General features: G+C 62.2%; 30 protein-coding genes, 1 tRNA gene and 1 pseudogene. 23 read left to right on the top strand and 9 right to left on the bottom strand.

The annotated features are described in order from the left end of the window. Positions 1–2 precede the first annotated feature (2 nt). The 16 genes from FZF13_RS06990 (at position 3) to FZF13_RS06910 (ending at position 10,633) form a co-directional block, all read left to right on the top strand. Positions 3–344: a hypothetical protein gene (locus tag FZF13_RS06990; RefSeq protein ID WP_024922495.1), complete on the top strand. Its 342-nt coding sequence runs from the start codon at positions 3–5 to the stop codon at positions 342–344. Between the two features lie 249 nt (positions 345–593). Beyond that, the gene (locus tag FZF13_RS06985; protein ID WP_139116511.1) at positions 594–1,064 is read left to right on the top strand and encodes a hypothetical protein; all 471 of its coding nucleotides are present in this window, start codon (positions 594–596) and stop codon (positions 1,062–1,064) included. Beyond that, positions 1,061–1,972: a YqaJ viral recombinase family nuclease gene (locus FZF13_RS06980; RefSeq protein WP_167523849.1), complete on the top strand. Its 912-nt coding sequence runs from the start codon at positions 1,061–1,063 to the stop codon at positions 1,970–1,972. The genes FZF13_RS06985 and FZF13_RS06980 overlap by 4 nt, the downstream gene beginning before the upstream one ends. A 15-nt stretch (positions 1,973–1,987) precedes the next feature. Then, positions 1,988–3,235, top strand: coding sequence for a hypothetical protein (locus tag FZF13_RS06975; RefSeq protein ID WP_024922497.1), 1,248 nt, complete (start codon positions 1,988–1,990; stop codon positions 3,233–3,235). Positions 3,236–3,238: 3 nt separating this feature from the next. Then, the gene (locus FZF13_RS06970) at positions 3,239–3,631 is read left to right on the top strand and encodes a hypothetical protein (RefSeq protein ID WP_024922498.1); all 393 of its coding nucleotides are present in this window, start codon (positions 3,239–3,241) and stop codon (positions 3,629–3,631) included. Between the two features lie 166 nt (positions 3,632–3,797). Continuing rightward, complete coding sequence (locus FZF13_RS06965; protein ID WP_024922499.1) at positions 3,798–4,121, top strand: hypothetical protein; 324 nt, start codon at positions 3,798–3,800, stop codon at positions 4,119–4,121. Beyond that, positions 4,121–4,468, top strand: a complete 348-nt coding sequence (locus tag FZF13_RS06960) for a hypothetical protein (RefSeq protein ID WP_024922500.1) — start codon at positions 4,121–4,123, stop codon at positions 4,466–4,468. The genes FZF13_RS06965 and FZF13_RS06960 overlap by 1 nt, the downstream gene beginning before the upstream one ends. Then, positions 4,468–5,598: an ATP-dependent DNA helicase gene (locus FZF13_RS06955; protein WP_024922501.1), complete on the top strand. Its 1,131-nt coding sequence runs from the start codon at positions 4,468–4,470 to the stop codon at positions 5,596–5,598. Before FZF13_RS06960 ends, FZF13_RS06955 begins: the two co-directional genes overlap by 1 nt. Continuing rightward, positions 5,598–5,867, top strand: coding sequence for a hypothetical protein (locus FZF13_RS06950; RefSeq protein WP_024922502.1), 270 nt, complete (start codon positions 5,598–5,600; stop codon positions 5,865–5,867). Before FZF13_RS06955 ends, FZF13_RS06950 begins: the two co-directional genes overlap by 1 nt. Continuing rightward, positions 5,867–7,489, top strand: a complete 1,623-nt coding sequence (locus FZF13_RS06945; protein ID WP_024922503.1) for an ATP-binding protein — start codon at positions 5,867–5,869, stop codon at positions 7,487–7,489. Before FZF13_RS06950 ends, FZF13_RS06945 begins: the two co-directional genes overlap by 1 nt. Further along, a complete protein-coding gene (locus FZF13_RS06940) occupies positions 7,486–7,737 on the top strand; it encodes a hypothetical protein (RefSeq protein ID WP_024922504.1) in 252 nt (83 codons plus the stop codon). Before FZF13_RS06945 ends, FZF13_RS06940 begins: the two co-directional genes overlap by 4 nt. Positions 7,738–7,907: 170 nt before the next feature. Further along, positions 7,908–8,318 (top strand): hypothetical protein, encoded by a 411-nt coding sequence (locus tag FZF13_RS06930; RefSeq protein WP_244437863.1) that lies wholly within the window; start codon positions 7,908–7,910, stop codon positions 8,316–8,318. Then, positions 8,315–8,497, top strand: coding sequence for a hypothetical protein (locus tag FZF13_RS06925; RefSeq protein ID WP_024922506.1), 183 nt, complete (start codon positions 8,315–8,317; stop codon positions 8,495–8,497). The genes FZF13_RS06930 and FZF13_RS06925 overlap by 4 nt, the downstream gene beginning before the upstream one ends. Next, the gene (locus FZF13_RS06920; RefSeq protein WP_024922507.1) at positions 8,494–8,979 is read left to right on the top strand and encodes a hypothetical protein; all 486 of its coding nucleotides are present in this window, start codon (positions 8,494–8,496) and stop codon (positions 8,977–8,979) included. The genes FZF13_RS06925 and FZF13_RS06920 overlap by 4 nt, the downstream gene beginning before the upstream one ends. Positions 8,980–9,175: 196 nt before the next feature. After that, complete coding sequence (locus FZF13_RS06915; RefSeq protein WP_024922508.1) at positions 9,176–10,273, top strand: tyrosine-type recombinase/integrase; 1,098 nt, start codon at positions 9,176–9,178, stop codon at positions 10,271–10,273. Positions 10,274–10,556: 283 nt separating this feature from the next. After that, positions 10,557–10,633, top strand: a tRNA-Arg gene (locus FZF13_RS06910). Positions 10,634–10,779: 146 nt separating this feature from the next. Here FZF13_RS06910 and hisI read toward each other — a convergent pair. The 4 genes from hisI to FZF13_RS06890 form a co-directional block, all read right to left on the bottom strand. Next, positions 10,780–11,238, bottom strand: coding sequence for a phosphoribosyl-AMP cyclohydrolase (gene hisI, locus FZF13_RS06905; RefSeq protein ID WP_024922509.1), 459 nt, complete (start codon positions 11,236–11,238; stop codon positions 10,780–10,782). A 95-nt stretch (positions 11,239–11,333) separates the two neighbouring features. Continuing rightward, a complete protein-coding gene (locus FZF13_RS06900; RefSeq protein ID WP_036257115.1) occupies positions 11,334–11,687 on the bottom strand; it encodes a hypothetical protein in 354 nt (117 codons plus the stop codon). Positions 11,688–11,955: 268 nt separating this feature from the next. Then, positions 11,956–13,302, bottom strand: coding sequence for a dihydrolipoyl dehydrogenase family protein (locus FZF13_RS06895; protein ID WP_024922511.1), 1,347 nt, complete (start codon positions 13,300–13,302; stop codon positions 11,956–11,958). Positions 13,303–13,402: 100 nt separating this feature from the next. After that, complete coding sequence (locus tag FZF13_RS06890; protein ID WP_024922512.1) at positions 13,403–13,846, bottom strand: MerR family transcriptional regulator; 444 nt, start codon at positions 13,844–13,846, stop codon at positions 13,403–13,405. A 78-nt stretch (positions 13,847–13,924) separates the two neighbouring features. Here FZF13_RS06890 and FZF13_RS06885 point away from each other — a divergent pair, with 78 nt between their 5' ends. The 7 genes and pseudogenes from FZF13_RS06885 (at position 13,925) to FZF13_RS06860 (ending at position 18,131) form a co-directional block, all read left to right on the top strand. Then, a complete protein-coding gene (locus FZF13_RS06885; RefSeq protein WP_024922513.1) occupies positions 13,925–14,317 on the top strand; it encodes a mercuric transporter MerT family protein in 393 nt (130 codons plus the stop codon). 29 nt (positions 14,318–14,346) lie between these two features. Next, complete coding sequence (locus FZF13_RS06880; RefSeq protein WP_024922514.1) at positions 14,347–14,646, top strand: heavy-metal-associated domain-containing protein; 300 nt, start codon at positions 14,347–14,349, stop codon at positions 14,644–14,646. Continuing rightward, positions 14,570–14,911, top strand: a complete 342-nt coding sequence (gene merF / locus FZF13_RS06875; RefSeq protein ID WP_342585820.1) for a mercury resistance system transport protein MerF — start codon at positions 14,570–14,572, stop codon at positions 14,909–14,911. Before FZF13_RS06880 ends, merF begins: the two co-directional genes overlap by 77 nt. Then, positions 14,908–16,341: a mercury(II) reductase gene (gene merA, locus FZF13_RS06870; protein ID WP_024922515.1), complete on the top strand. Its 1,434-nt coding sequence runs from the start codon at positions 14,908–14,910 to the stop codon at positions 16,339–16,341. The genes merF and merA overlap by 4 nt, the downstream gene beginning before the upstream one ends. A gap of 33 nt (positions 16,342–16,374) precedes the next feature. Next, positions 16,375–17,193, top strand: coding sequence for an alkylmercury lyase family protein (locus FZF13_RS06865; RefSeq protein ID WP_024922516.1), 819 nt, complete (start codon positions 16,375–16,377; stop codon positions 17,191–17,193). Continuing rightward, positions 17,163–17,321 (top strand): annotated as a pseudogene (locus FZF13_RS29490) (LysR family transcriptional regulator); the annotation flags it as partial. The gene FZF13_RS06865 and the pseudogene FZF13_RS29490, both read left to right, overlap by 31 nt. A gap of 111 nt (positions 17,322–17,432) precedes the next feature. Beyond that, positions 17,433–18,131, top strand: a complete 699-nt coding sequence (locus FZF13_RS06860) for a LysR family substrate-binding domain-containing protein (protein ID WP_244431161.1) — start codon at positions 17,433–17,435, stop codon at positions 18,129–18,131. Here the strand turns inward: FZF13_RS06860 and FZF13_RS06855 are convergent. The 5 genes from FZF13_RS06855 to trbL are packed head-to-tail and all read right to left on the bottom strand — an operon-like array spanning position 18,103 to position 22,717. Continuing rightward, a complete protein-coding gene (locus tag FZF13_RS06855) occupies positions 18,103–18,366 on the bottom strand; it encodes a DUF2274 domain-containing protein (protein WP_150978926.1) in 264 nt (87 codons plus the stop codon). The genes FZF13_RS06860 and FZF13_RS06855 overlap by 29 nt on opposite strands. A 1-nt stretch (position 18,367) precedes the next feature. After that, positions 18,368–19,624, bottom strand: coding sequence for a TraB/TrbI/VirB10 family type IV secretion system protein (locus FZF13_RS06850; protein ID WP_024922519.1), 1,257 nt, complete (start codon positions 19,622–19,624; stop codon positions 18,368–18,370). Then, positions 19,621–20,688: a P-type conjugative transfer protein TrbG gene (gene trbG, locus FZF13_RS06845; protein WP_024922520.1), complete on the bottom strand. Its 1,068-nt coding sequence runs from the start codon at positions 20,686–20,688 to the stop codon at positions 19,621–19,623. The genes FZF13_RS06850 and trbG overlap by 4 nt, the downstream gene beginning before the upstream one ends. Beyond that, a complete protein-coding gene (gene trbF, locus FZF13_RS06840) occupies positions 20,685–21,368 on the bottom strand; it encodes a conjugal transfer protein TrbF (RefSeq protein ID WP_024922521.1) in 684 nt (227 codons plus the stop codon). Before trbF ends, trbG begins: the two co-directional genes overlap by 4 nt. Before the next feature lie 2 nt (positions 21,369–21,370). Beyond that, positions 21,371–22,717: a P-type conjugative transfer protein TrbL gene (gene trbL, locus FZF13_RS06835; protein WP_024922522.1), complete on the bottom strand. Its 1,347-nt coding sequence runs from the start codon at positions 22,715–22,717 to the stop codon at positions 21,371–21,373.

The raw sequence follows: 22,717 nt of genomic DNA, 5'->3' as shown, positions 1-22,717 counted from the left end.
TGATGAGCGCTTTCTTTGTGCTTCTCGCCACTGCGGCCAATGCACAGCCGCTGACACAGGCCGACCAGGAGGCGGTAAAGGCGACGATCGTCGGCGGCCTCAAGGATCCGGACAGTGCAAAATTTTCGGCCTTGGCATCATCCCGTCAGCAGACGGGAGAAATCGTCGTGTGCGGGACGGTCAACGCGAAGAATGGCTTTGGCGGCTACATCGGTCCGATGCCGTTCTCCGGCAAGCTCTACGACAACAGCCAGTTCTACCTGACCAAGCTGGCTAGTTCGCAGCCAGAGGGATCGAATCTTCTTTCCCTATGCGCCGCCCTGGGCGCCAAGATCGCGAACTAAAATATTTCCTTCGGCGACTTGACGAATGCCGTCCTGCGAAGCCACGCGCGCGCCTCTGGCGCGTGGCGTGCGCGCTCGGTTGGAGATTATCTCTAACCTTCAACGTAGAGCTCTACGGTAACGCTCGGAATCACTACATGGCAGGATGAGGCTTGGCGCCTCATCCATCGTAGAGCGCCCCACGAATCAAGTCTTGGCGCTGATCGTGCGCGCGACCGCCAGATCAGAAGATTTCCAACTCGGTGGCGTTTGGTCATCGAAATCGAGAATTGGAGAATTCCAACTTTCCGCTTGACGAGTTGGAGTTTTCCAACTTACGTTCATGGCATCGGAGAAAAATCGATGCCATCAGAACCAGTCACCCTTGCCTCACTCCTCGCTCAATCCCAGGACAAGCGTCCCATCCCGGAGGCACAGGTCGCCACGCTGATCGAGGCGTGCGAACGATACCGCTCGCCGTGCCCGTTCAAGGTCGGTGACATCGTCACCCCACGCGTTGGTCTCGGATATTCGGACGGAGGCCTTCCGCACGTCATCCTTGAAGTGGCCGATGAGCCACATCGTCACTTTGCACCGACAGAGGGTGCCTCGATATACGCAAGTGCGTTCGGTTCTCGTCTCGATGTCCGTGTCGCCAACTTCGTCAAATCTGGCGAAATCGTTGCGTTCTGGCAGGAAAGCTGGCGGCTGGAACCATGGACCGGCGAGGACCGGCCATGAGCGTCGAGGTTTTTTACCCAAAGTCTCGTGACGAGTGGTTGGCGCTTCGGCAGCTTGACCTCACGGCTTCAGACATCGGTGCCGTTGCCGGCGTCGACCACTTCAAGTCGCCGCTGCGTGTCTATGCCGAGAAGACCGGCATGATCGGCGGTGAGGCCGAGAACGATGCCATGCGGCGCGGTCGGTGGCTGGAAGCTGCTGTCATCGAGGCCATGAGGGAAACCTACCCGACATGGGACCTTCGCCGGGCCGGTGTCTACCTCCGCGATACAGAAATTCGTATGGGCGCAACGCCTGATGCGGTTGCAGAAGATCCTGCCGAGCCCGGCATCATCAACATCCAGTGCAAGGTCATTGCTCGCCCGGTCTATGAGCGCGAGTGGGAGAACGACAAGGCGCCTCTGAAATATGCGCTCCAGACGATCTCCGAAGGCGTGCTGCTCAATTCGCGCACCAACCTGGTCGCAGCGCTGGTGATCGACACATACACCGCCCAACTCGTCGTCGATGAGGTTCCTCGGCATCCGGACGCGGAAAACAAGGTTCGGACGATTGTCCAGCAGTTCTGGAGCAACGTCGCCGCCGGCAGACAGCCGGCCGTCGACTATGCGTGCGACGCCGAGGTGATCGCCGCGATGTATCCGGCGAGCGTGCCGGCAAAGATCATCGATCTGAGTACCGACAATTTCCTTCCCGCATTGCTCGCCGAACGCGCCGATATCAAGGTGCGCGAAAAGGCCGACAAGGAGCGCGTCGAAGAGATCGACACCGAGATCAAGTCGAAGATGGGCGATGCCGAAGAGGCCACGCTGCCCGGCTGGAAGCTCACTTGGAAAACCCAACAGCGCAAGCAGTACACCGTGGCCGCCTCCACACAACGGCCGCTGCGCGTCGCCGATCATCGATAGAAGGAATAGGCCAACATGAATACCGAGACAGTTGAACGCGAGGATCGTTTCAGTGCGCTGGACACCTTCGCCCGGGAGAGTGAAAGCCGCCGCGGCGGCGATGTAGTCGCCACGTCGCCGTTCCAGACGCCGACCGACCGGGTGTTCGGTGCGCAGGCTGTCGCTGTCTTCCGCGACGAGTCGAAGGTGCTCGGAAAGCTGAAGTTCCTTGCCGCCGCAGCAGGAACCGACTGGTACTACCGGTTCCCGGTCAGGAACAAGAGAGAGAACCGGATCGACTGGATCGAAGGGCCGTCCATCAAGCTCGCCAATGACCTGGCGCGCCTTTATGGCAACTGCGACCTCGATGTCCGTGTGCAGGATCTCGGCAATTCGTGGCTGTTCTATGCGCGGTTCCTCGATCTCGAAACTGGCTTCTCGCTTGTTCGGCCATTTCAGCAGCAGAAGGGCGCAGGCAAGATTGGCGGCGGCGACGACGCGCGGCGGCTCGACATCGCGTTCCAGATCGGAACCTCGAAGGCGCTGCGCAACGTCACCGTCAATGCGCTCCAGACTTTTGCGGACTTTGCCTTCGAAGAGGCCAAGCAGGGGCTCGTCGACAAGATCGGGAAGGATCTGCCGAAGTGGCGCAACGCGACTGCCGAACGTCTCCGCGAACATGTCGATATCGCCCGAGTTGAAGCCATCATCGGTCGCAAGGCCGCCGAATGGCTGGCGCCCGATATCGCCCGAGTGATTGCCATGATGAAGGCCGTGCAGGACGGCATGGCGTCTCTCGATGATACTTTCCCACCAATTCAGGCCGTCGGCGATGGCGCGGCGGCCGACCAGAAATCTGCCGTCGACGATTTCGCAAAGACGGAAACCAAGGATCAGAAATCGGACGCCAGCACCTCCTCTCCGGCCGGCGCCGGTGCCTCGGGAAAGCAGTCCACCCCCACTGCTGATGAGGCGAAGCCGTCGCCCGACAATGCACCTCCGTCGGGCGACGGCACTAATTCCAATTCCGCGCAAACCCGCAATCATGCCGCTGAGACTACCAGCGCGGAAAAGCCCTCCGGACAGGACCGTCCGGAGGGCAAGGCGACGTCTGGCCATACTCCAGGACCGGACGTCGCCGACCCCATCACCCAGGCACGAGCCAAGGGCATTGAGGCTCGGAAGAAGGGACTGAGCCGCAAGGCGGTACCCGCCGAGTTCCGCAACGACGAGCAGAAGCTGCAGGCCTACCTCGACGGCTTCGATACTGGCGAGGAGGGCTGACCGATGGCACTCGAAGCAGACCTTGAGCGTGAACTGACCGTCGACCTCACGCAGAATGCGGTGCTGGCCGATCCGGTCGCTGCCAAGATTGCCGAGCACCGCTCGGCAATCGACCAAGCTGCGCGGGCGATTATGACGATTGAGCGTGAGCGGGATATGTCCGTCCGCGATCTCGCGAGCCAACTCGAACAGGCCGAGTTCATCTACAATAATGCGGTCTCACATTTCACCCGCGAGATCAGCAAGGCGAAGACCTACGCTGAGAGCCGGATTGGTATCCAGCGCCAGCTTCTGCATTCGTCGGAGGCAGCGCTGCATCCGTTGGAACCTTTCGAGGCGCCGAAGGACGAGGACGCCTCGAAGCGGCGCGTCCCTCGCGCGGTAGCCGGCATATGAGCCGGTCTCCAGTAACCTTTCGCGTCCACTTCACCGACGGATCGAGCACCGACATCGATGCGCCGTCGTCAGCCGCAGCAAGGATTGAGGCTCAGAAGACGCTCGTCGCCGAGGGCAACGCCTCTCTCATCAAGAAGATCAAAGTTCTGAAGACGGAGCGAGCCTGATGATCGAGATCCATGCCCATGATGTCGCCGTTTTTGAGAACGGTTGGAAGGTCGCAACCGTCACCCGGTCTGGCGCGCTCAAATTGCCTGCGAAAGACGGCCCGGTCGAAGTTCCGTTCCAGGTCGGCGATGCCGTGCTTGTCGGCGCCGGAGGCTCCATCATCGTGGCGCCGCTCAGCTTTGACGGCGCCACCGATATCGCCCGCAAGGTCATCGAGTGCGATCCACGCACCCTGACAGATGGCCATTCGCTCCGCGCGCTGGCGACCGCCGTCATCGGCTTCGCCACTCAAATCGTGGCTCCGGTGAAGGAGAACGCGTGATGGCTGGCGACTGGACTATTGAACGCGTCATTTTCGCTCCGGCTCGAGTGGCCGAACTGCTCAACCAGGCGGAAGATCGCGCCACGACGCACAACAAGCGCGTCAACGAACTTCTCGAGGCGAACAACCGCTATCTCGATAGGGCGAGGGTTGCCGAGGCCGCGCTTGCAGCGAGGCCAGCTACGGAGGCGCTAACTGCCGCAACGCTCGCCGATGCTCTCTCTTGTTTTTGGAACGAGGCAATTGGTGAAGCGCACCAGCGCCAGACAGCGATGTCGATGGATGTCGCGACCGTCATGGCGGTTGGCCTGGCTGCGGTAGCTCGGCGACTTCAGGGCGAAATCTGATGCAGTGGGCGCCCCAACAGAACGAGGCTCTTTCGAAGGCGGCGGCTTGGCTGCGACTGCGCTACGCGCCGACCTTCTATCTCGCGGGCTATGCTGGCACAGGGAAATCCACGCTCGCCACCCATATCGCCGAACAGGAAGACGGGAAGGTCAAGTTCGCTGCGTTCACCGGTAAAGCCGCGCGCGTCATGCGCCAGAAGGGATGCGTCGGCGCCAAGACCATCCACTCTTTGATCTATCAGGGGAAGTACGATGCCAACGGCATGCCGTTGCGCGACGATGACGGCAATTTGATCCTCGAACTCAACAGGTCGGCGCTCGATGGCGTGTCACTCGTCATTGTCGACGAGGTGTCCATGGTGAATGAGGAACTTGCGAAGGACCTGTTGTCCTTCGATGTTCCGGTGCTCGTCCTAGGCGATCCGGCTCAACTCCCTCCTGTCTCCGGTCACGGATATTTCACGGCCGGCGAGCCCGACTACATGCTCACCGATGTGCACCGGCAGGCGAAGGATAGCCCAATCATCCGTCTTGCGAGCGAGATCCGGACAGGCGGCAGCTATGCGCCCTGCGATCTGGACTTCTTGCACATCTGCCGGCGGGAGGATCTGGAGCAACACCGCGTTACCGACGCCGACATAGTGATAGTCGGCAAGAATGTTTCCCGCCAGCGCTACAATGCCCGGCTCCGGGAACTGCATGGGTTTACAGACCCCAATCCGATGGTCGGCGAAAGCCTGATCTGCCTGCGAAACGATCGCGAGAAACGCATCGCCAACGGCGAGATCTACAAGATCGTCGCTAAGGCCAAGCCGGGTCGCAGCCAGAGCAAGAAGGTCCTGCGGTATACCGTCGCCGATCCGGACAGTCCTGAGCGCCCGGAGATCGAGATCAGGGTTCGGCCGGAGTTCTTCAAGCCGGACAGCTCAGCCGACGGCATCCCTTGGAAGCAACTGATCGGCACGCAGCGCTTCACCTTCGGAATGGCGATCACGGCCCATAAGGCGCAGGGCAGCCAGTGGCCGAAGGTCTGCGTCTTCGATGAATCCCGCGCCTTCGGCGATGACCGCCGCCGCTGGCTTTACACGGCGGTCACCCGCGCGGCTGACCACCTGACATTGGTGATGTGATGACGAATTTGCTCACAGACGAAATCATCGCCGCAATAGAGACCCACTGCCCCAAAGCGTGGATAGGCAACGACGCCCATAGTGGTTTGGCTGTCGGAGCGCTCGCAACTGGCATCGCAGCTATTTTGACGGCGATTAAGCTTTATCACGGCGAGGAGGCCATGGAACGCTGCGCTGCGGTTGCTGTGCGCATCATGCTCAATTCCGAGACGGCCATCCTAGGCAAAGTCCTTGAACAGATCCCCACCTTGAACGCGAGGCCGTCCTGATGGATATCACCCGGTACCTCGACCACCCGACAGCGATCGTCGGCACCACCGGCGCCGGCAAGACTTTCACCGCGAAGAGCGCCGTCGAACAGCTGCTCGAGCTCGGCCGGCGCGTGATCGTCATTGACCCAACCGGCGCATGGTGGGGCCTGCGATCCGGCGCAGACGGTTCCGAGAATGGCGGCTTCCCTGTCCTGATCTTCGGCGGCGAGCATGCAGACGTGCCGATTACACCCGATGCTGACACGGGCAAGGCTCTTGCCCTCGCGCTTGCAGAGCGTGACGTGCAGGCGATCATCGACACATCTGAAATGACACACGGAGAAAAGAACCGGTTCCTGACGCCGTTCCTGGAAAACCTCTACGCCAAGAACAAGACGGCGCTGCACCTGATTGTAGACGAGGCCGATGAGATCGCTTCGCAGCGCCTAGCCGACGGCGAGCAGCGCCTGTTCGGCGCCTTCGACAAGATCGTCAGGCGCGGCCGCATCAAGGGCTTCCGGCCGGTCATGATCAGCCAGAGGCCGGCGGTGATTCATAAGAACGTTCTCAGCCAGATCGGAACGCTGATCGCGCTGAAGCTGACCAGCCCGCAGGACCGGAAGGCGATCGAGGAGTGGGTCAAGGGCAACGCGGACGCCGACCAGGCGCGGGCGGTGATGGGCAGCCTACCGAAGCTCCAGCGTGGCGAAGGCTGGGTATGGTCGCCGGCCGACGACGAACTCGAACTGGTCAAGTTCCTGCCGATCCGAACGTTCGATTCTTCCCGCACGCCTGAGGTTGGCGAGACAGTGGTGGCGCCGGCTCTTACAGGGGTAGACGTCGCCGCGCTGCGCCAGATGATGGTCGACGCCGCCAAGGCGAAGGAAGAAGCCGCCAAGCCGGTCAAAAGCACCGCCGCGCCGGCCGATATCGAGGCAGCCGAGAAACGCGGCTATGATCGAGGCGAGGAGAAAGGTTATCGCACCGGTTATGGTGACGGGTGGGATGATGCGTTCATCAAAGTCAGGGGTGCGATCGAAAACATCGCGCCTACGGCCGGAAAGCCGAGCGAGGCTAGGCAACGGGTAGAATACCCGTTGTTCGCAGGCTCGAATCCTACCCCGGTGACCATTAGCAGTAACCCACCGCTGTCTACTATGAAGTCGAAGACCCGCGAAGCGGTGAAGTCTTTGGCGTCCGCTGCGGCCAAGCAGATGACTTTAGGTGGCGATCCTTTCCTTGATGTCGCGATGCGGGTGTGGCCCGCGAAGTTGACATGGGCCGGCTTGGCGGCTGCTTGTGGTCGCAAGGCGAGAGGCGGCAGCTTCAATACCCGTCGCCGCGCTTTGCTCGACAGCGGTCGTGTCCGCGAGGAAGGTGATCTGGTCGTGCCGACGAACCCGCCGGCAGCACCGGAAGGTTTGGCGCCTGCGGACTTGTTGGAGCAGAACCTTCCGACGCCCTCGGCAGATGCCTTCAAGATCATCCGCCGTACGCCCGGCATCTCGATCGACGCCTTGGCGCATCAACTCGGCGTTGTCCCGCGCGGCGGTAGCTGGAACACGCGAATGTCGATCCTGCGCAAGAACAGCCTGATCTCGGAAGCAGGAGGGCTGCGCATCGCGGCCGGACTCGAATGAGCGGGCTGCTGGAATTCACACGCTGGCGTTTCTCGCGCGTCTGTACGATCCATGAGAGGGGTGATGTCTGCACCTGCACCGAGCAAGAAAAGACACGCCTGTGGCTGCTCCACGGCACCAGCGGTGCCATTCAGCAGTTCCTGGGCGACGGGCCGTATTATGGCATATGGGATGATGGCCGCACTGGAGCGATGACGACACTCGATGGCTGCAAGGCGGCCGTCGAGAAGGCGGTGTGGCATGGCTGACGCGCGTACCTTTCCCTGCCCACATTGCACCGGCGTGCTTTTCATCGGTCACAATGACGTTTTCCAGCACATCAAGGCCCGACATGGGAAGAAGGCCGCACGCCAGTATCGGGCGCGGCATGATGAGCCCAGGGAACCTTCCCTAGGCGTCCAACTGAGCGAAGCGCTGGTTGCTGCAGCACGTGGTGAACCTGTTCCGGAACACATCGAAGCGATGTTTCCAAAATATCTCGCGGAGGCACGTCGTGGTCTCCGCTGAGCGAATCCCCTGCATCAATCCGCGCTGCCGCCGCACCTTCAAGCGCGAACATGAGGATCAGGAGACTGTCTGCGGCGATTGTTTTCGGATGTTGCCTGATGCTGTTCGAATTGAGCATCGCGGCTTTTGGCGCGAGATCAGGAAGTGGGATCGGCGCATCACGCGCACGTCGGACGAACTCAAAATCGAGAGCATGAAGCGTGCTCGCCGGCAGGTATCGGCGAAACTCGCCGAACACTGGGATGCCCATATCAAGGGCTATTTCTCGGCTCCGGAAAAACCGGTCGGGCTCGAAACTTTCCTCGAGGAGATCGGGCTGTGATCGATCGGCTGAGACACGAGATGGACGAGGCCGAGCGCAAAGCATGGGATTCGCTGGCCCGGTACAAATTCTACATGTTCGGTTATTGGGCCGCGCAATGGGTCAATCTCAATCGCATCGGCGAGTTCAAGCGTCCGAATCCATGGCAAAGCCTTGTGCTAGGGGCTCGCCAGCGATGATACCGACGATCGTCCATCGCTATTCCATCCCCACGGCCGACGCGCTGCGCACCCTGCTCGACATCAGCGACTGCGAAAAGGTCGACGTGTTTATCATCGGCGAAAATCTTGTCTTCGACGTGATCGCGCCGGCCGCCGAAACGCCAGGGCAAAAGCCCGGAAGCGCCGCACAAGCACAGGCCGAAGAGAAACCGGACTTCCCTGCGGCTGAGCAATCAGGCGAGACCAGCCCTGGCGCCAGTGAACAAACCGAACCCGAACTCAAAGGCGGTCCGCTCGCGCGACGCGCAGCGATGATGTGCCAGGAGCGCGGTTTCTGGACCTTCAGCGAAACTGGGTCGGCCGAGGAAGCCGCGGACTGGCTACGCGAGATTTGCGGGGTCACCAGCAGGGCAATGCTCGATCATGATGAGCGGGCGGCGGGCGAGTTCAATCGAATTGACGGCCGGTACCGGCTCTGGATTGCGGGGTATGACGACTGATGCCAGGGCCAAGCATCATCTTGGAGGAGGGGAAGACGCCAGAGGAGTGGGTGGAAGTGTTCGCTGCGCGCGGCATCCACCTGTCGGCGCGAACGATCCGAGCGGACGCGCGGCGCCTCCGAGCTTGCAAGATGCTCGGAAAGGCGATGATACTCCTGCCAGAGCACATTGACCGACTATTCCAGGAACCAGAAGATTGCCCCTCGAACTCTACGAACGAACCGGATGGTGGTGGTTCAAAGGACGGATCGACCGGATACCGTCCGGTAAATACTACCGGCAAAGCACTGGAATACCTTCGACAGCGCCAAAAAGGGACGCAGAAGTCGCGCTCGCAGAGTTCGAAAGGAAAGAGATCAAACGTGATATCGTTGGGGAAGAAAAGGCCCTGACCTTCGAGGACGCCGTGATGCTCTATCCGGCGAATCCTATGGAAGCGAACGATCTCGAAGCGATCCTCCCGCACCTGACCGACCGGAGTGTCCCCTCTATCACTCCTCAGGAAGTCAGAAACCTTGGCCCGATCATTTTCCCGAACGGCGCCACGGATTCTTGGCAACGTCACGTGGTGACGCCGATCCGCGCAGTGATCAACAATGCGCACGATCTCGGCAAATGCCCCCCTATCCGCATCAAGGCCTACACCAAAGCTGAACGGCTGAAACAGGACCGCGAGCGCGGCAAGCAGAGCCGAGTCGAGAAGACTCCGGGCTCGTGGGAATGGCTGTTGGCGTTTCGAACGAAGGCGAACCCCTATCTGCGCGCCATGGCCTACTTCATGTTCGCCACCGGCGCACGCATCAGCCAAGCCACAGCATTGAAGCCGGACGATTTCGATCTGCAGAACGCACGCGTCTGGATGCCGGAGGCGAAGGGTACAGAAGCGCAGTGGGTTGACCTGCCGATGGACCTGGTTGTCGAACTGGCGAACCTCCGTCCGCGTCGGCCGCGCAAGGGACCGCACGGGAAGACACGGACCAAGATCGAGAAGATGTTCGGCTATGCCGGCAAGGATGGCTGCTACAAGGCATGGAAGACGGCCTGCAAAAAAGCAAAGATCGCGGAGATCATGCCGCACGCCGCAGGGCGTCATGGGTTCGCAACGGAGTTGCTCGTACGCCAGCGGCTTGATGCGCGCACGGTGGGGAAAGCTGGACGATGGGCTGACATCACATTGATGCAGAAGACCTACACCCACGCCGAGGACACCACGGACAAAGTACACGCCGCACTTCGTACAGGATTCGTACAAGCGTCTTCCCCGGCCGTTCCTAAGCAGCGGAAATCCCAATAGGAATCAGCAATCCGCAGTCGGCCCTCCGAAGGCAAACGCAAGCTCTTTCTGCCGATCGAGGGTGTCGTAAAAATCGAGCGAAACCAAGCGATTGGCAAAACTCGAAGGGTGGACGAATATCGCGTTCGAGGTCGCGGAAGCACCACGGAAGCAAACCGAAAGGAGGTTGTGGAGTACGAACGGCGACAATCGGCCCGGCTCAAGCCCCGCTCTGATTGAGTCGATTCGATCGTTGAATTCGAGATTGACCCTGCTCGATCTCGGGCACTATCTGAACACCGATGCACCCGTAGCTCAGCTGGATAGAGCGCCACCCTCCGAAGGTGGAGGCCACACGTTCGAATCGTGTCGGGTGCGCCATCTCTCTTGATGGCCATAGAACCAATCGCTCGCTTCGCTCCCACTTCGCGCGTGTAAACACACGGCGGCAATGGTTGCGGCTAGTGGCAGCAGGGTCGTCGTTGCCCGTCGGGTGCTGCCGCAACGGGCATGTACAGCTTATTATCTCATTTCCGAGGCGGCCTCTCAGCGCGACAATGCCCGAGCGTGGGACGGCGGAGCGTCGGGCCCTCCGGCCCGGCCACGATTCGGCGATAGAAACAACTGGTTCGGCCGGTGTGGCAACAGCCGCCGTCGCCCGCGACGCGCACCCTGAGCCAGACCGCGTCCTGATCACAGTCGATGCGCAGTTCCTCGACCTGCTGGATCTGCCCGCTGGTCGCGCCCTTATGCCAGAGTTGCTGGCGGGACCGGCTCCAGTACCAGGCCTGGCCGGTCTCGATCGTCTTGTTCAACGCCTCCGCATTCATCCACGCCAGCATCAGCACCACTCCACTCGCGACATCTGTCGCGACAGCGGGAATGAGCCCGTCCTCATTGAACCCTGGCAACAGGGGCGAGCATTCTTCGATCATCTCCGCGGGGTCCGCTCTTAATGGGTCAGGTTGCTGATCTTCCAGTGGCATGTGGCATTTCTTGAATGGGACGTACCAGTTCTATGGATGATCGTCCGGCCTGAGCGATCGCCACCGTGCGCTGCGGACCGCCCGGATTGTTGCGATTAGCGGGTCCGCCGTTCGTTCGCAGGCTTGACGACATCAAGCTCGACGTCCTGCCGCGCCTCAGATACATCGCATGCGCAAGTCGAGCCGGCGTCCACTCGAATGGATGAAGCCCTGCGCCAACGCATCACGGCGTAGCCGATGGCTGCGGCCAAGAACGCGAGCACGGCGATCAATGCAAGACCCTGTCCGCTAAGCCAGCCCACGACACCACCTACTGCCGAGCCGATAAAAAGCGGCCCAAGGCAGCAAAGCGCGACCAATGGCGCGACGACAATTGCGGTCATTAGCCCGGCTGCTGGCTTTTCATTCACGACACCCCACTTTCCGCGCTGGTGGCGCTGCCAAGCCATCAGTGCGGCGCTGCTCGTTGGTTCACATTTACGATCGTCACATCAGAAACTGCTACACCCTGTACTAAATACAGGGTCAATACGGAAGTTTGATCCGATCGGCTGGCCCCCGGGCTTCACCATGTCTGCGCCCGCGCTCCTGGGTTGGTGCATCGCCGATGAAGCGCATAGCTACGTCGAGGCTCCGCGCGTGCCAGTTCGGCGTCCTTTAGCGAGTAATAGAGCCAGATGAATTCGTCCGCGGTGATTCCAGAAAACGCGAAGGCATTCAGAGCATGTAGCCGATATCCGAGGCGCCGGTGGGATACGCGAACATCGTCGTCTTCAGATTGTCGGCCGTTAGGTCGTGGCGGATCGCAAGGGCAAACAGATTGATCACTTCATCAGCGTGCGGTCCGACAAGATGTGCGCCTAGGATACGCCCGGTGTCGTCCTCCACCATCACCTTGAAGCCATAGGTCTTCTCTGCGGCCTGGCGGGCAGTAAACCACTCGGACGCCTTCTGGGACTTAGTTTGGAATTTCAGGCCCTGCTGACGTGCTTCGTCTTCGCTCAGTCCGACCGCAGCGATCGGCGGGATCGTGAAGGCCACGCTCGGCACACCGCGATAGTCGGGTGTATGCCGATTGCCCTCTAGAAGGTTAGCGGCGACCACCTTGGCGTCGTGGCTAGAGACAGGAGTGAGCGGCGGCCCCTTCTGTGCCGCATCGCCGGCGGCGTACACGGCTGGGTTGGAGACACTCTGCAGGTGCTCATTCAGCTTGAGCCGGCCGTTTTCCACGGCGATGCCGCCGACCTCAAGATCAAGCCCGTCCAGCGAGGGTGCCCGGCCGGCCGCATGAACAACGAGGTCGGCCTCAAAGGTTGAGCCTCCACCTTCTGATGTGGTGTGGACGACAAAGCCCGCTCCCTTCTTCTCAATCGCCTCTACAGTGGTCCGCAGGCGCACATCGACCCCGATCTCGGCGAATTTGTCCATGAGCCAGCCGACAAGGTCAGGATCAAAGTGCGTGAGCATCCGCTGGCCACGTTGAAGAATGGTCACTTGCGCGCCTGCGCGAGCGGCGATGTGGGAGAATTCTGACGCTATATAGCCGCCGCCGACCAACACGATGCGTTGGGGCAGCCGCTGCATTGCCAGAAAGTCCTCATTGGTGACGAAATACTCTTCACCGGGAATGTGCAGCTTTATCGGCTCGGCGCCCGCAGCAATCAAAACGTGACGGGCTTCAAGGCTCTCGCCACCCACTGTCAGACTGTTCGGGCCTACGAAGCGCGCATGACCGTGATAGCTATGGATGCCCTTTTCTTCGTAACGGTGTTCGTGCTTTTCGGGGACCGGGTCGGTGAAGGTGCGCTTGAAGGCGATCAATTCGGACCAGGCGATATGGACGTCGCCGGCAACGCCATTGCCGCTCATGCGCCGGACATGGTCGACAGCCGAGGCGCCGCCGACAAGCATCTTTTTCGGGTCGCAGCCCCGCAGGGCGCAGGTGCCTCCGAAAGGCCGGTGGTCGATAACAGCCACGCTCCAGCTCTTTGCGCGCACGCGCATCGCGACGGCCATGGCTGCCGTGCCGGTCCCTATGACTACAAGGTCGAATTGGTTCGCCATTCGTCTCTCTCCTACTTATTCGTCGTGGGCGCATTACCGAGCTGACTTTCGCAGCCGCAACCAGGTTTCAACGGCGAAACGGCAGACAATTTCCGCGGCCTCAACGGTGCCCCGCGTCGCCGACGTCTGGATATGACGAAAGCGCATCGAGGATCGGGCATTCCGGAATGGCGTCACCCGAACACTGTGCAGCGGTTTGGGCTAGAATTTTTTCGATCCGCCTGAGGTCTGCGATCTTTGCGCGAACATCACTGAGGTGGTGCTCGGTACGCTCTTTGACCTCCGCGCACGTCTGTTTGCCGCCGTCGACCAACTCTAAAAGGCCGCGGATTTCCTCGATGCTGAAACCGAGTTCGCGGCCACGCATGACGAAGCGGAGGCGCCGGACATGGGCTTCGTTATAAACGCGGTAGTCGTTAGCGCTGCGCGGCGGCTCGGGAAGAAGCCCAATTTTTTCGTAGTAGCGGACTGTCTCTAAATTAGAGCCCGTCTGACGCGCCAACTCACTTCGTTTGAAACCCCGTCCGATAGCGCGATCCGTCATGGCCCAAAAAAACCTCTTGAGTCTGTAGTCACTACAGACCTTATCGTGTGTCCGACTCGAATTGAAGGGCTTTTTTTAATGAGCGATATCAGTACCAAACTGGTCGACTCGCCGGATGCGGGAAAGGTTAAGACGCAGGGGTGGCTTGCAGCGGGTGGGATCATCGGCGCGATCCTTGCGTCTAGCTGCTGCGTTGTACCTTTCGCCCTGTTCACGTTGGGAATCAGCGGCGCCTGGATTAGTAACCTGACGGCCCTCGAGCCCTATCAGCCCATCTTTGCCGCCGTGACGATTAGTTTCCTAGGCTACGGGTTCTATCTCGTTTACCGGAAGCCCAAAGTCGCCTGCGCCGAAGGCTCCTACTGCGCCAAACCCAGCTCGGGTCGCATCGCAAAGATCGGGCTTTGGACGGCTACTGTGCTCGTTATCGTCGCACTCGGCTTCCCGAAACTGGCGCCCTTGTTCCTCTGATCGACCGCTTAACCTGAAGGAGAAAATCTATGTTCCGACGTATCCTCGCAGCGACTGCGCTTATTGCCATGCTTTCGCCTTTTGCGGCCCAAGCCGCCGAAAGAACCGTTGTCCTAAACGTCGATAACGCGACGTGCGAACTCTGCGCCCCGATTGTCAAGAAAACGCTCTCCCGGGTCTCGGGCGTAAAGGCAGTAGTGGTCCAGGAGGCAAACGGAACGTCGGGCGCAGTGGCAACGGTCACTTTCGACGATGCGGTCACCAATGTCGCGACCCTCATTGCGGCGTCGACCAATGCCGGATATCCGGCGCGCGCGACAAAAGGCTGATTACGTGAATAGTCGCACCCTTTTTCGAACCGGCAGCATTGGGGCGGTCGTGGCGGCGCTCTGCTGCGCGACTCCAATCCTTGGGATTGTGCTGGGAGCGATCGGGCTCTCGGCGCTCGCGGGCAAGGCCGATTATGTCCTGATTCCGGTTCTTATCGTCTCGCTCGGGCTGGTGGGGATCGGGCTCTATCGACGCAACACATCTGCCTCAGCTGGCCCTGACTGCTGCGAGACGGGTAAGAACGCAGGAAAGTTCAAGTCATGAGTGATTGCTGCGCTCCTAGCGCAAAGAACGGGAACGGCCGCTACGATCTCATCGTCGTCGGCGCCGGCTCCGCCGGGTTCTCGGCCGCGATTACGGCAGCAGAACAAGGGGCGCAAGTTGCGTTGATCGGCCACGGCACGATCGGAGGGACGTGCGTCAATGTCGGCTGCGTCCCGTCGAAGGCCCTTATCCGGGCCGCAGAAGCGGTGCACCACGCGAACGCCGCACCCAGGTTCGCCGGTATCGCCGCGCAGGCGCGGGTGGCAGACTGGGGCGCGCAGGTCGCTCAAAAGGATGCACTGGTCGCGGGTCTGCGTCAGGCGAAGTACGCCGATCTCCTGCCATCTTACAACAACATCGCATATAATGAAGGCCGTGCCCGCCTCGTCGATGGCGTCGTCGAAGCCGGTGGCAAGCGTTTCGCGGCGGATCGTATCATCATTGCCACCGGGACCCGGCCGGCGTTGCCGGCGATCCCGGGCATAACGGACATCTCAATCCTCGATAGCACCACGGCGCTGGAGCTGACCGCGCTGCCACGCTCGATGATCGTGCTCGGCGGTGGCTACATCGGCGCTGAGCTCGCGCAAACCTTTGCTCGAGTGGGAGTCGAGGTGACGCTTGTCTTCCGCAGCCGCCTCCTGCCGGAAGCAGAGCCTGAGATCGGGGCGGCGCTCGCCGGTTATCTCGCCGACGAGGGTATCAAGGTCGTCGGCGGTCTGACCTATGAGTCGATCCGTCGGACGGAGGATGGCGTCGCGCTCACGGTTGTTCGGGACGGACACCTAGAGACGCTAGCCGCCGAGCGGGTTCTCGTTGCGACCGGTCGCGCCCCGAACACCGAAAGCCTTGGCCTTGAACAAGCTGGTATCGCCCGGACGCCCGTGGGCGCCATCGTGGTCGACGACCGGATGCGCACGTCCAAAGCGGGCGTCTACGCGGCCGGCGATGTGACGGGCAAGGACCAATTCGTCTACATGGCGGCCTATGGCGCGAAGCTCGCGGCGAAGAACGCGCTCAACGGCAACAGCCTCCGCTACGACAACTCGGCGATGCCTGCGGTAGTCTTCACCGATCCGCAGGTGGGAAGCGTCGGTCTCACGGAAACGCAGGCGCGTGCCGCCGGGCACAACGTCCGCACTTCCGTGCTTTCGCTCGACAACGTGCCCCGCGCGCTCGCGGCCCGGGATACACGCGGACTGATCAAGCTTGTGGCGGACGGCGACACCCGCAAGCTGCTTGGGGCACACATCCTTGCGCCTGAAGGCGCGGACAGTATCCAGACGGCGACGATGGCGATTCGTGGCGGTCTGACAATCGATGACCTCGCGGAGACGATCTTCCCGTATTTGACCACAGTCGAAGGGCTCAAGCTTGCGGCGCAGACATTCGACCGGGATGTCAAGAAGCTGTCCTGCTGCGCGGGCTGACGATTGGCCAAACGATCAGTCGAGGAAGAAGTAATGGCGATCGACGCGACAACATCGGAAGAGTTCAGTGTCGAGATCAGGCCGGGCGTATGCCGCCCGGACTGGTCGGCCGTTACCACGCCGGCCGCGCGGCATGCGCTTAGCGGGCGCATGGCGGCGCGGGCGGGACTTCTGGACAAGTGGTCGCAGGCGCTCGAACCGAATGAGGATCTGGTGTGGCGGATGGTCCTCGACCTCTACGCCGAAACCGGTCGGCCGCCTCGCGCTAGCGAGATTGCCGCCTGCTCGGACATCCCAGAGGAGCGCATGCGCGTCATTCTGCACAAGCTGCAACTGCGCGATCTCGTGGGCCTTGAACCCGGCACGGACGCGATCCTCTATGCCTACCCTTTTACGGAGACACAGACAGGTCACCACGTCGCACTGAAGAGCCACACCTTGCACAGCCTCTGCGCCATCGACGCACTCGGGGTTGGTAGAATGTATCGCAGCGACGTCACGGTCGAGTCCCGCTGTCGGCTAACTGGTAGAAGCGTCCGGGTGACGATAGGCGATGAGGGTCGTACCTTGTGTAACGTGTCGCCCGATGGCGCCGTAGTCTGGTACGATTTTGCCTATGAAGGAGGTGCGGCGGCAAACTCTTGTTGCCCGTTGATCGCCTTCTTTTGTTCGGAAGAGCAATTGCGGCGTTGGCTTGATCAGCAGACGCCATCCCGGCACGGCGTCATGTTGGTGATGGAAGAGGCCCTGGAAGTCGGCAGCGCAATCTTTGGTCCAGTTCTGACAGTGCCTGGCGCAGTTTCGGAGGAAGAGTCGCTAGCATCTTCCAAGTCGAGGAAGGCGCTTCGCTGACAATCGAGCTGCGCCATCTTCGCTACTTTATCGCAGCGGCAGAGCGCGGTAGCTTTCGACGCGCAGCAAAGGCGCTTAAGATTCAGGAGTCCGCCATCAGCCGGCGGATTCGGGATCTGGAAGATGAACTAGGAGCGGCTCTATTCATTCGCCACCATGGTGGTGTCGATCTCACTCAAGCCGGCCAGAGATTTCTCGTCCGCGCTCGTAAGGCCATCACTCAGATCGGCCATGCCGCCATGGACGTTGGTTCAGTTGGGCGTGGTGAAGCGGGCACCGTGCGCATCGGGATATTTTCCTCGCTTGCATCTGGCTTTCTCGCCGATCTCCTCCGCGCCTATGCTGCGGCAAACCCAGCCATCCGACCCGATCTGATTGAAGGCGGGCCCTCCGGCCACATCGCCGCGATTCAACGACATCACCTGGATGTCGCCTTCCTGACCGGTGAGCCGATCGCGGACGGATGCGATCTGGCGCATCTTTGGAATGAGCGTGTCTTCGTAGCATTGCCAGACGACGACGACCTGTCTCGAAATCGCGAGATTTCTTGGACGGACCTGCGAGACCGACACTTTATCGTCAGTGAGACCGACCCGGGTCCGGAGATCCACGACTACCTGGTGAAGCACCTCGCTGACCTTGGGCACCACCCCAACGTCGAACGTTGCCGTGTCGGTCGAGACAATTTGATGAATCTCGTCGCCATGGCTCAGGGCCTCACGCTGACCAGCGAAGCGACTATCGCGGCGCGCTTTCCCGGCGTCGCCTACCGCCCACTCAGCCAGGAGATTCTGCCGTTCTGCGCGATTTGGTCGCCGCACAATGACAATCCGGCTTTACGGCGGTTGCTGAGCCTAGCCAGAACAATGTCGCGACGATCGAACGCCGTCACAGTGCCGGGACTGATCGCTAATTCTGCGACGACGAGCCCGAGCTAGCAGGTGGGTGCCCGTGTTCGCCGTCGCGTCGCGCCTTCAAGAATCCTCGGTCGGTCGCCATGAATCGCTCGATCATCGGCGGAATCAGCTTCACCGGATCGCCCACGGATCTTCCTGTCTCGCGGGCTAGTATTTGGGCATAGGCCACGAGATCGCGGTGAACCGTGGCCGGCAGTTCGAACGAGACCTTGACCGGCTTGTCATCCGTAATCGAGCCAAACTTCAATTTCACCATATCAGCCTCCGTAGGGTTCGAGCACGAGATCGCGCGTGACGATGACGCGGACGGGAAAGCCCGGCCGGATGGTGAGCGTCGGGGCGATGTTGAGCTGACGCTGGACGATTTGCTGGCCGGTTTGGCTGACGCTGTTGTACGCACCCTGTCGTAGCGCCCGCACGATGTCGCTTTCCTGGCCAGACGAGCCGGCCTCCGCACCGATGCTCAGGATCGTGGAGAGCGCAGCGGCCTTGAACAGTTCGCCCCAGTGATAGTCGACACCATCCTCGAGGCCGGCATAGCCCTCGGCGTCCGCACCAGGCTGGCGCTCCAGAACGATGGAGCGACCATTGGGAAAGATCAGCCGATTCCAGACGAGGAGTATGCGCCGCTGACCGAAGCCGACGCCGCTGTCATACTGCCCGATGACGCGCGTGCCCTGAGGCACGAGGAGGATCTTGCCGGTCGGGCTGTCATAGATGTTCTCCGTCACCTGCGCGGTGATCTGGCCCGGCAGGTCGGAGCGGATGCCGGTGATGAGCGCGGCAGCGATGACAGCGCCGGCCTGCAGAACGTTCTTCGACGCCGGCGCCGCAACGCGATCCGGCGAGACGGTGCGCTTGTCCGGCGCCTGGTTGAGGAATGCGAGCTGGCGATCCTGCGCCGAGGGCGTCGCCGGCTGCGGCGCGAGGCCGAGGCTGGCGAGGTCGGCCGGCGGCGTGGCGATCGCGGTGGGTTGCGTCGAGGCCCCAGCACTGGCGGGCCGAGTCTCGGTCGAGGCGAACAGCCGCGCGGTCCGTGCCGACTCCAGCTCCTGCGCCCGACGCTGTTCCTCCGGGCTCGGCCCCACGGGGCCTGATGCAGGCGCGCCGATCGGCGGCACCGTGCCACCGTTCTGCGCGTTCAGGATCGGGCGACCGAGATCGCCCGGGAGCGGCGGGCCGAGCTTCGGGACGCCGGAATAATCTTTCGGCAATCCAGCCAGTCCGTCCGGTGTCGAGCGGTTGTCTGTCGAGTACAGTTCCTGGCCCTGGCCACCGTGACGGGTCTGAAGCGCATAGATCAGCGCCCCGCCGACACCGAGGCTTGCGGCGAGACCCAGACCGGCCAGCACCTTGCGGGACAGGCGGGTCACGCGCGGCGGCTCGGCGCGCAGCCGCATCGTCGCGGCCGGCCCGCCGGTCAGCGGCCGAGCGTCATCGTCGATCGGCTGAGGCTGGGGCGTCGAACCTTGCGCCCGGCCTTCCTCCTTTTCGGGATCGCGTTCATCGCTCACGATGCCGGCCTCCCGTCGGTGCGGGAGATGCGGACGCGCTTCTGGTTCTTGCCCGCACCAAACCGCAACTCGGCGGCGGCGAACAGCCGATCGACAATCATGTAGTTGCCGCGCACGCGATAGTTCACCAGCTCGGATGTGTCGCCCTCCGGCCCGACCACGAACAGCGGCGGCATCTCGCCCTGACCGATGCCGCGCGGGAATTCGATGAACACCTGCTTGCCGTCATCGAAGGCGCGAAGCGGCCGCCACGGCGCGCGGTCACCCGTCACCTCGTAGCGAAAATTGACGCGGGCGAGATCGATGCCGCTGGAGACGGGCTGCGCGGCCTCGGCTTGCTGGTTCTGGCGGCGCAGCGCGATGAGCTGGTCTTGCGGATATTGCCAGGACACCGACGCCATGTAGGTCGAGGGCGTTGCGCGCAGCTCCATGTGATAGGTGCGCCTGTCGGTGTTGATGACGAGATTGGTCATCAGCTCGGCGCGGGTTGGCTTTACGAGGATATGAATCTGCTTGGCCGCGCCGATGCCGCTCTCGGTATCGCCGATGATCCAGCGCACGGTGTCGCCGGCGGCGACGGGACCGGAGCCGACGAGCTGTTCGCCGGGCTGGAGCGCGATGTCGGTGATCTGCCCCGGCGATGCATAGACCTGATAGAGCGCGCCATCGACGAAGGGATAGACCTGCATGGAGTTGATGAAGCCGTTGCGAACGGGCTGAACGCGCGCGGCGGCGTTGGCCTGGTTGACGCGTGCGGCGGGGTCGGCCGGTTCCGGCTCGGGCTTCCCGTCCTTGCCGAGCGGCTTCAACTGACCGGGCAGCGGGAGCGGCTTGGGCAATTCCACCACCCTGACGGGCGCTGGCGGATCGGTCGTCTGCACGGCCGGGGCCGCATTGTCGTAGGAAATTTCCGGGGGCGGCGTGTGGGTGGCGCACCCTGCCAACGCCGAACCGGCGAGCAGGATCGCCGGCAAAGCGGATTTGCGCAAAGCCGGCATTACGTGGATGCGGAAAGCCGGACGCCCTGCACTCCAGGGGGCGGCTTTGCGGAGTGCGGGCGTCATTGTCCAAGCTCCTTCGACCAGTTGATGGCGTTGATGTAGATGCCGAGCGGATTCTTCCGCAGCGTGTCGGCGTCGCGCGGCGGCTGTACAATGACGGTGAGGATGGCTGACCAGCGTTCGGTGGAGGCCAGCGAGCCGTCCTGATAGCGGCGCTCGATCCAGGCGATGCGGAAGCTGGATGGCGAGGCCCGGATGACCGACGACACCTCGATTGCGATTTGCTGCTTGCCGACCTTCGTGAAGGGGTCGTTGGCGCGGGCGTAGTCGTTGAGCGCGAGCGCGCCGCCTTGTGTGGTGAAGTCATAGGCGCGCAGCCAGTTCTGCCGCACGATGATGGCGTCGGCCGGGATCGAGCGGACCTGCTCGATGAAGCGCGCCAGGTAGAAGGCGATCTGCGGATCGTTCGGCTGGTAGTCGGCGGTCGCCGGCGCCACGGCCTGCGCCTGGCCGAGCCGGTCGACCTGCACCACCCAGGGCACGATCGAGCCGTTGGCGGACTGCCAGACAAGCGCGGCGGAGAGGCCAGCGGCAAGCCCCAATGAGCCGAACGCCATGTAGCGCCAGTTGCGGGCCTGCACGCGGGCCGATCCGATCCGATCGTCCCAGATCTGCGCCGCGCGCTGGTAGGGCGTCTCTGGTTGCGGGGATTTGCCGTAGTGGGTGGATGGTCGTTTGAACATGGTCAGTCGCTTTCGGAGAGGTTGACGGAGGAGCCACCGCCATGGCTGTCACCGCTACGCACGGCGTGAGCGGCGGCCTGAACGCCATGGGTGAGCTGCTGCGAGCGCTTCATGCGCTTCGCCCAGGCCCGCGGACTTTCGGCGGCGGAAGAGGATGCAGCCTCGGCGGTGATTTCGCCCGCCGCTGAGCCCGATGACCCTGTGGCGATCTCCGTCGCGGCCTGGCCGCCGGCCTGATAGCTCTGCTTCAGGCTTTCGGTGGCATGTCCGGCAGCGCGCCTGAGTGGCGAGACGGCGGCCTTCGCGCCGGTGCTTGCGACATTGCCGAGACCGGATGCGACGCCCGATGCGCCAGACTGACCAGCGGCGCCAAGGCTGTAGGCCGTGGATGCGCCGCCAGCGAGGGCGGCTCCACCACGAGCGGCGGCGGCTGCGCCGCCGGCAAGCGCGGCACCGCCGGAAGCGACCGCGCCTACCGTAGCTGCGCCCGCCGCGACCATGCCGCCGGCGGCGAGACCCGTGCCGACCGCCGCGCCCGCGCCGAGCTGCGGTCCACCGGAGATGAGACCATTGGCGATGCCGGGGCCGAAGATGCCGAGACCAAGCAGCGAAAGCGCGGCGAGCACGATCGCCATCGCGTCGTCGATCGACGGCGTCGCGCCGGCAAAGCCAGAGGTGAATTCTGAGAACAGCGTCGAGCCGATGCCGATGATGACCGCGAGGACCAGCACTTTGATGCCGGAGGAGATGACGTTGCCCAGCACGCGCTCGGCCATGAAGGCGGATTTGCCGAACAGACCGAAGGGAATGAGGACAAAGCCGGCGAGTGTCGTCAGCTTGAATTCGATCAGGGTGACGAAGAGCTGGATCGCGAGGATGAAGAAGGCGAGCAGGATCAGCGCCCAGGCGAAGAGCAGGCAGGCAATCTGAATGAAGTTCTCGAAGAACGACCAGTAGCCCATCAGGCCGGAGATGGAGTCGAGCAGCGGCCGTCCCGCGTCGAGCCCGGTCTGCGCCACCTTGCCGGGGCGCAAAAGGTCGCTGACGGCAAAGCTGGTGCCTGACGCCTTCAGGCCGAGGCCCGCGAAGCTCTCGAAGATGATGCGGGCGAGATTATTCCAGTTGGAGATGAGGTAGGCGAAGACGCCGACGAACAGCGTCTTCTTGACGAGGCGCGCCATGATGTCGTCGTCGGCGCCCCACGACCAAAAGAGCGCGGCCAGCGTCACGTCGATGACGATGAGCGTGGTGGCGATGAAGCCGACCTCGCCACCGAGCAGGCCGAAGCCGCCGTCGATGTAGCGCGTGAAGACTTCGAGGAAATGGTCGATGACGCCGGTGCCGCCCAT

Source organism: Mesorhizobium terrae (assembly GCF_008727715.1).
In the GTDB taxonomy this organism is placed as follows: domain Bacteria; phylum Pseudomonadota; class Alphaproteobacteria; order Rhizobiales; family Rhizobiaceae; genus Mesorhizobium; species Mesorhizobium terrae.
The sequence above is the reverse complement of the archived record's forward strand: the minus strand, read 5'-3'. Positions and strand labels throughout refer to the sequence as shown.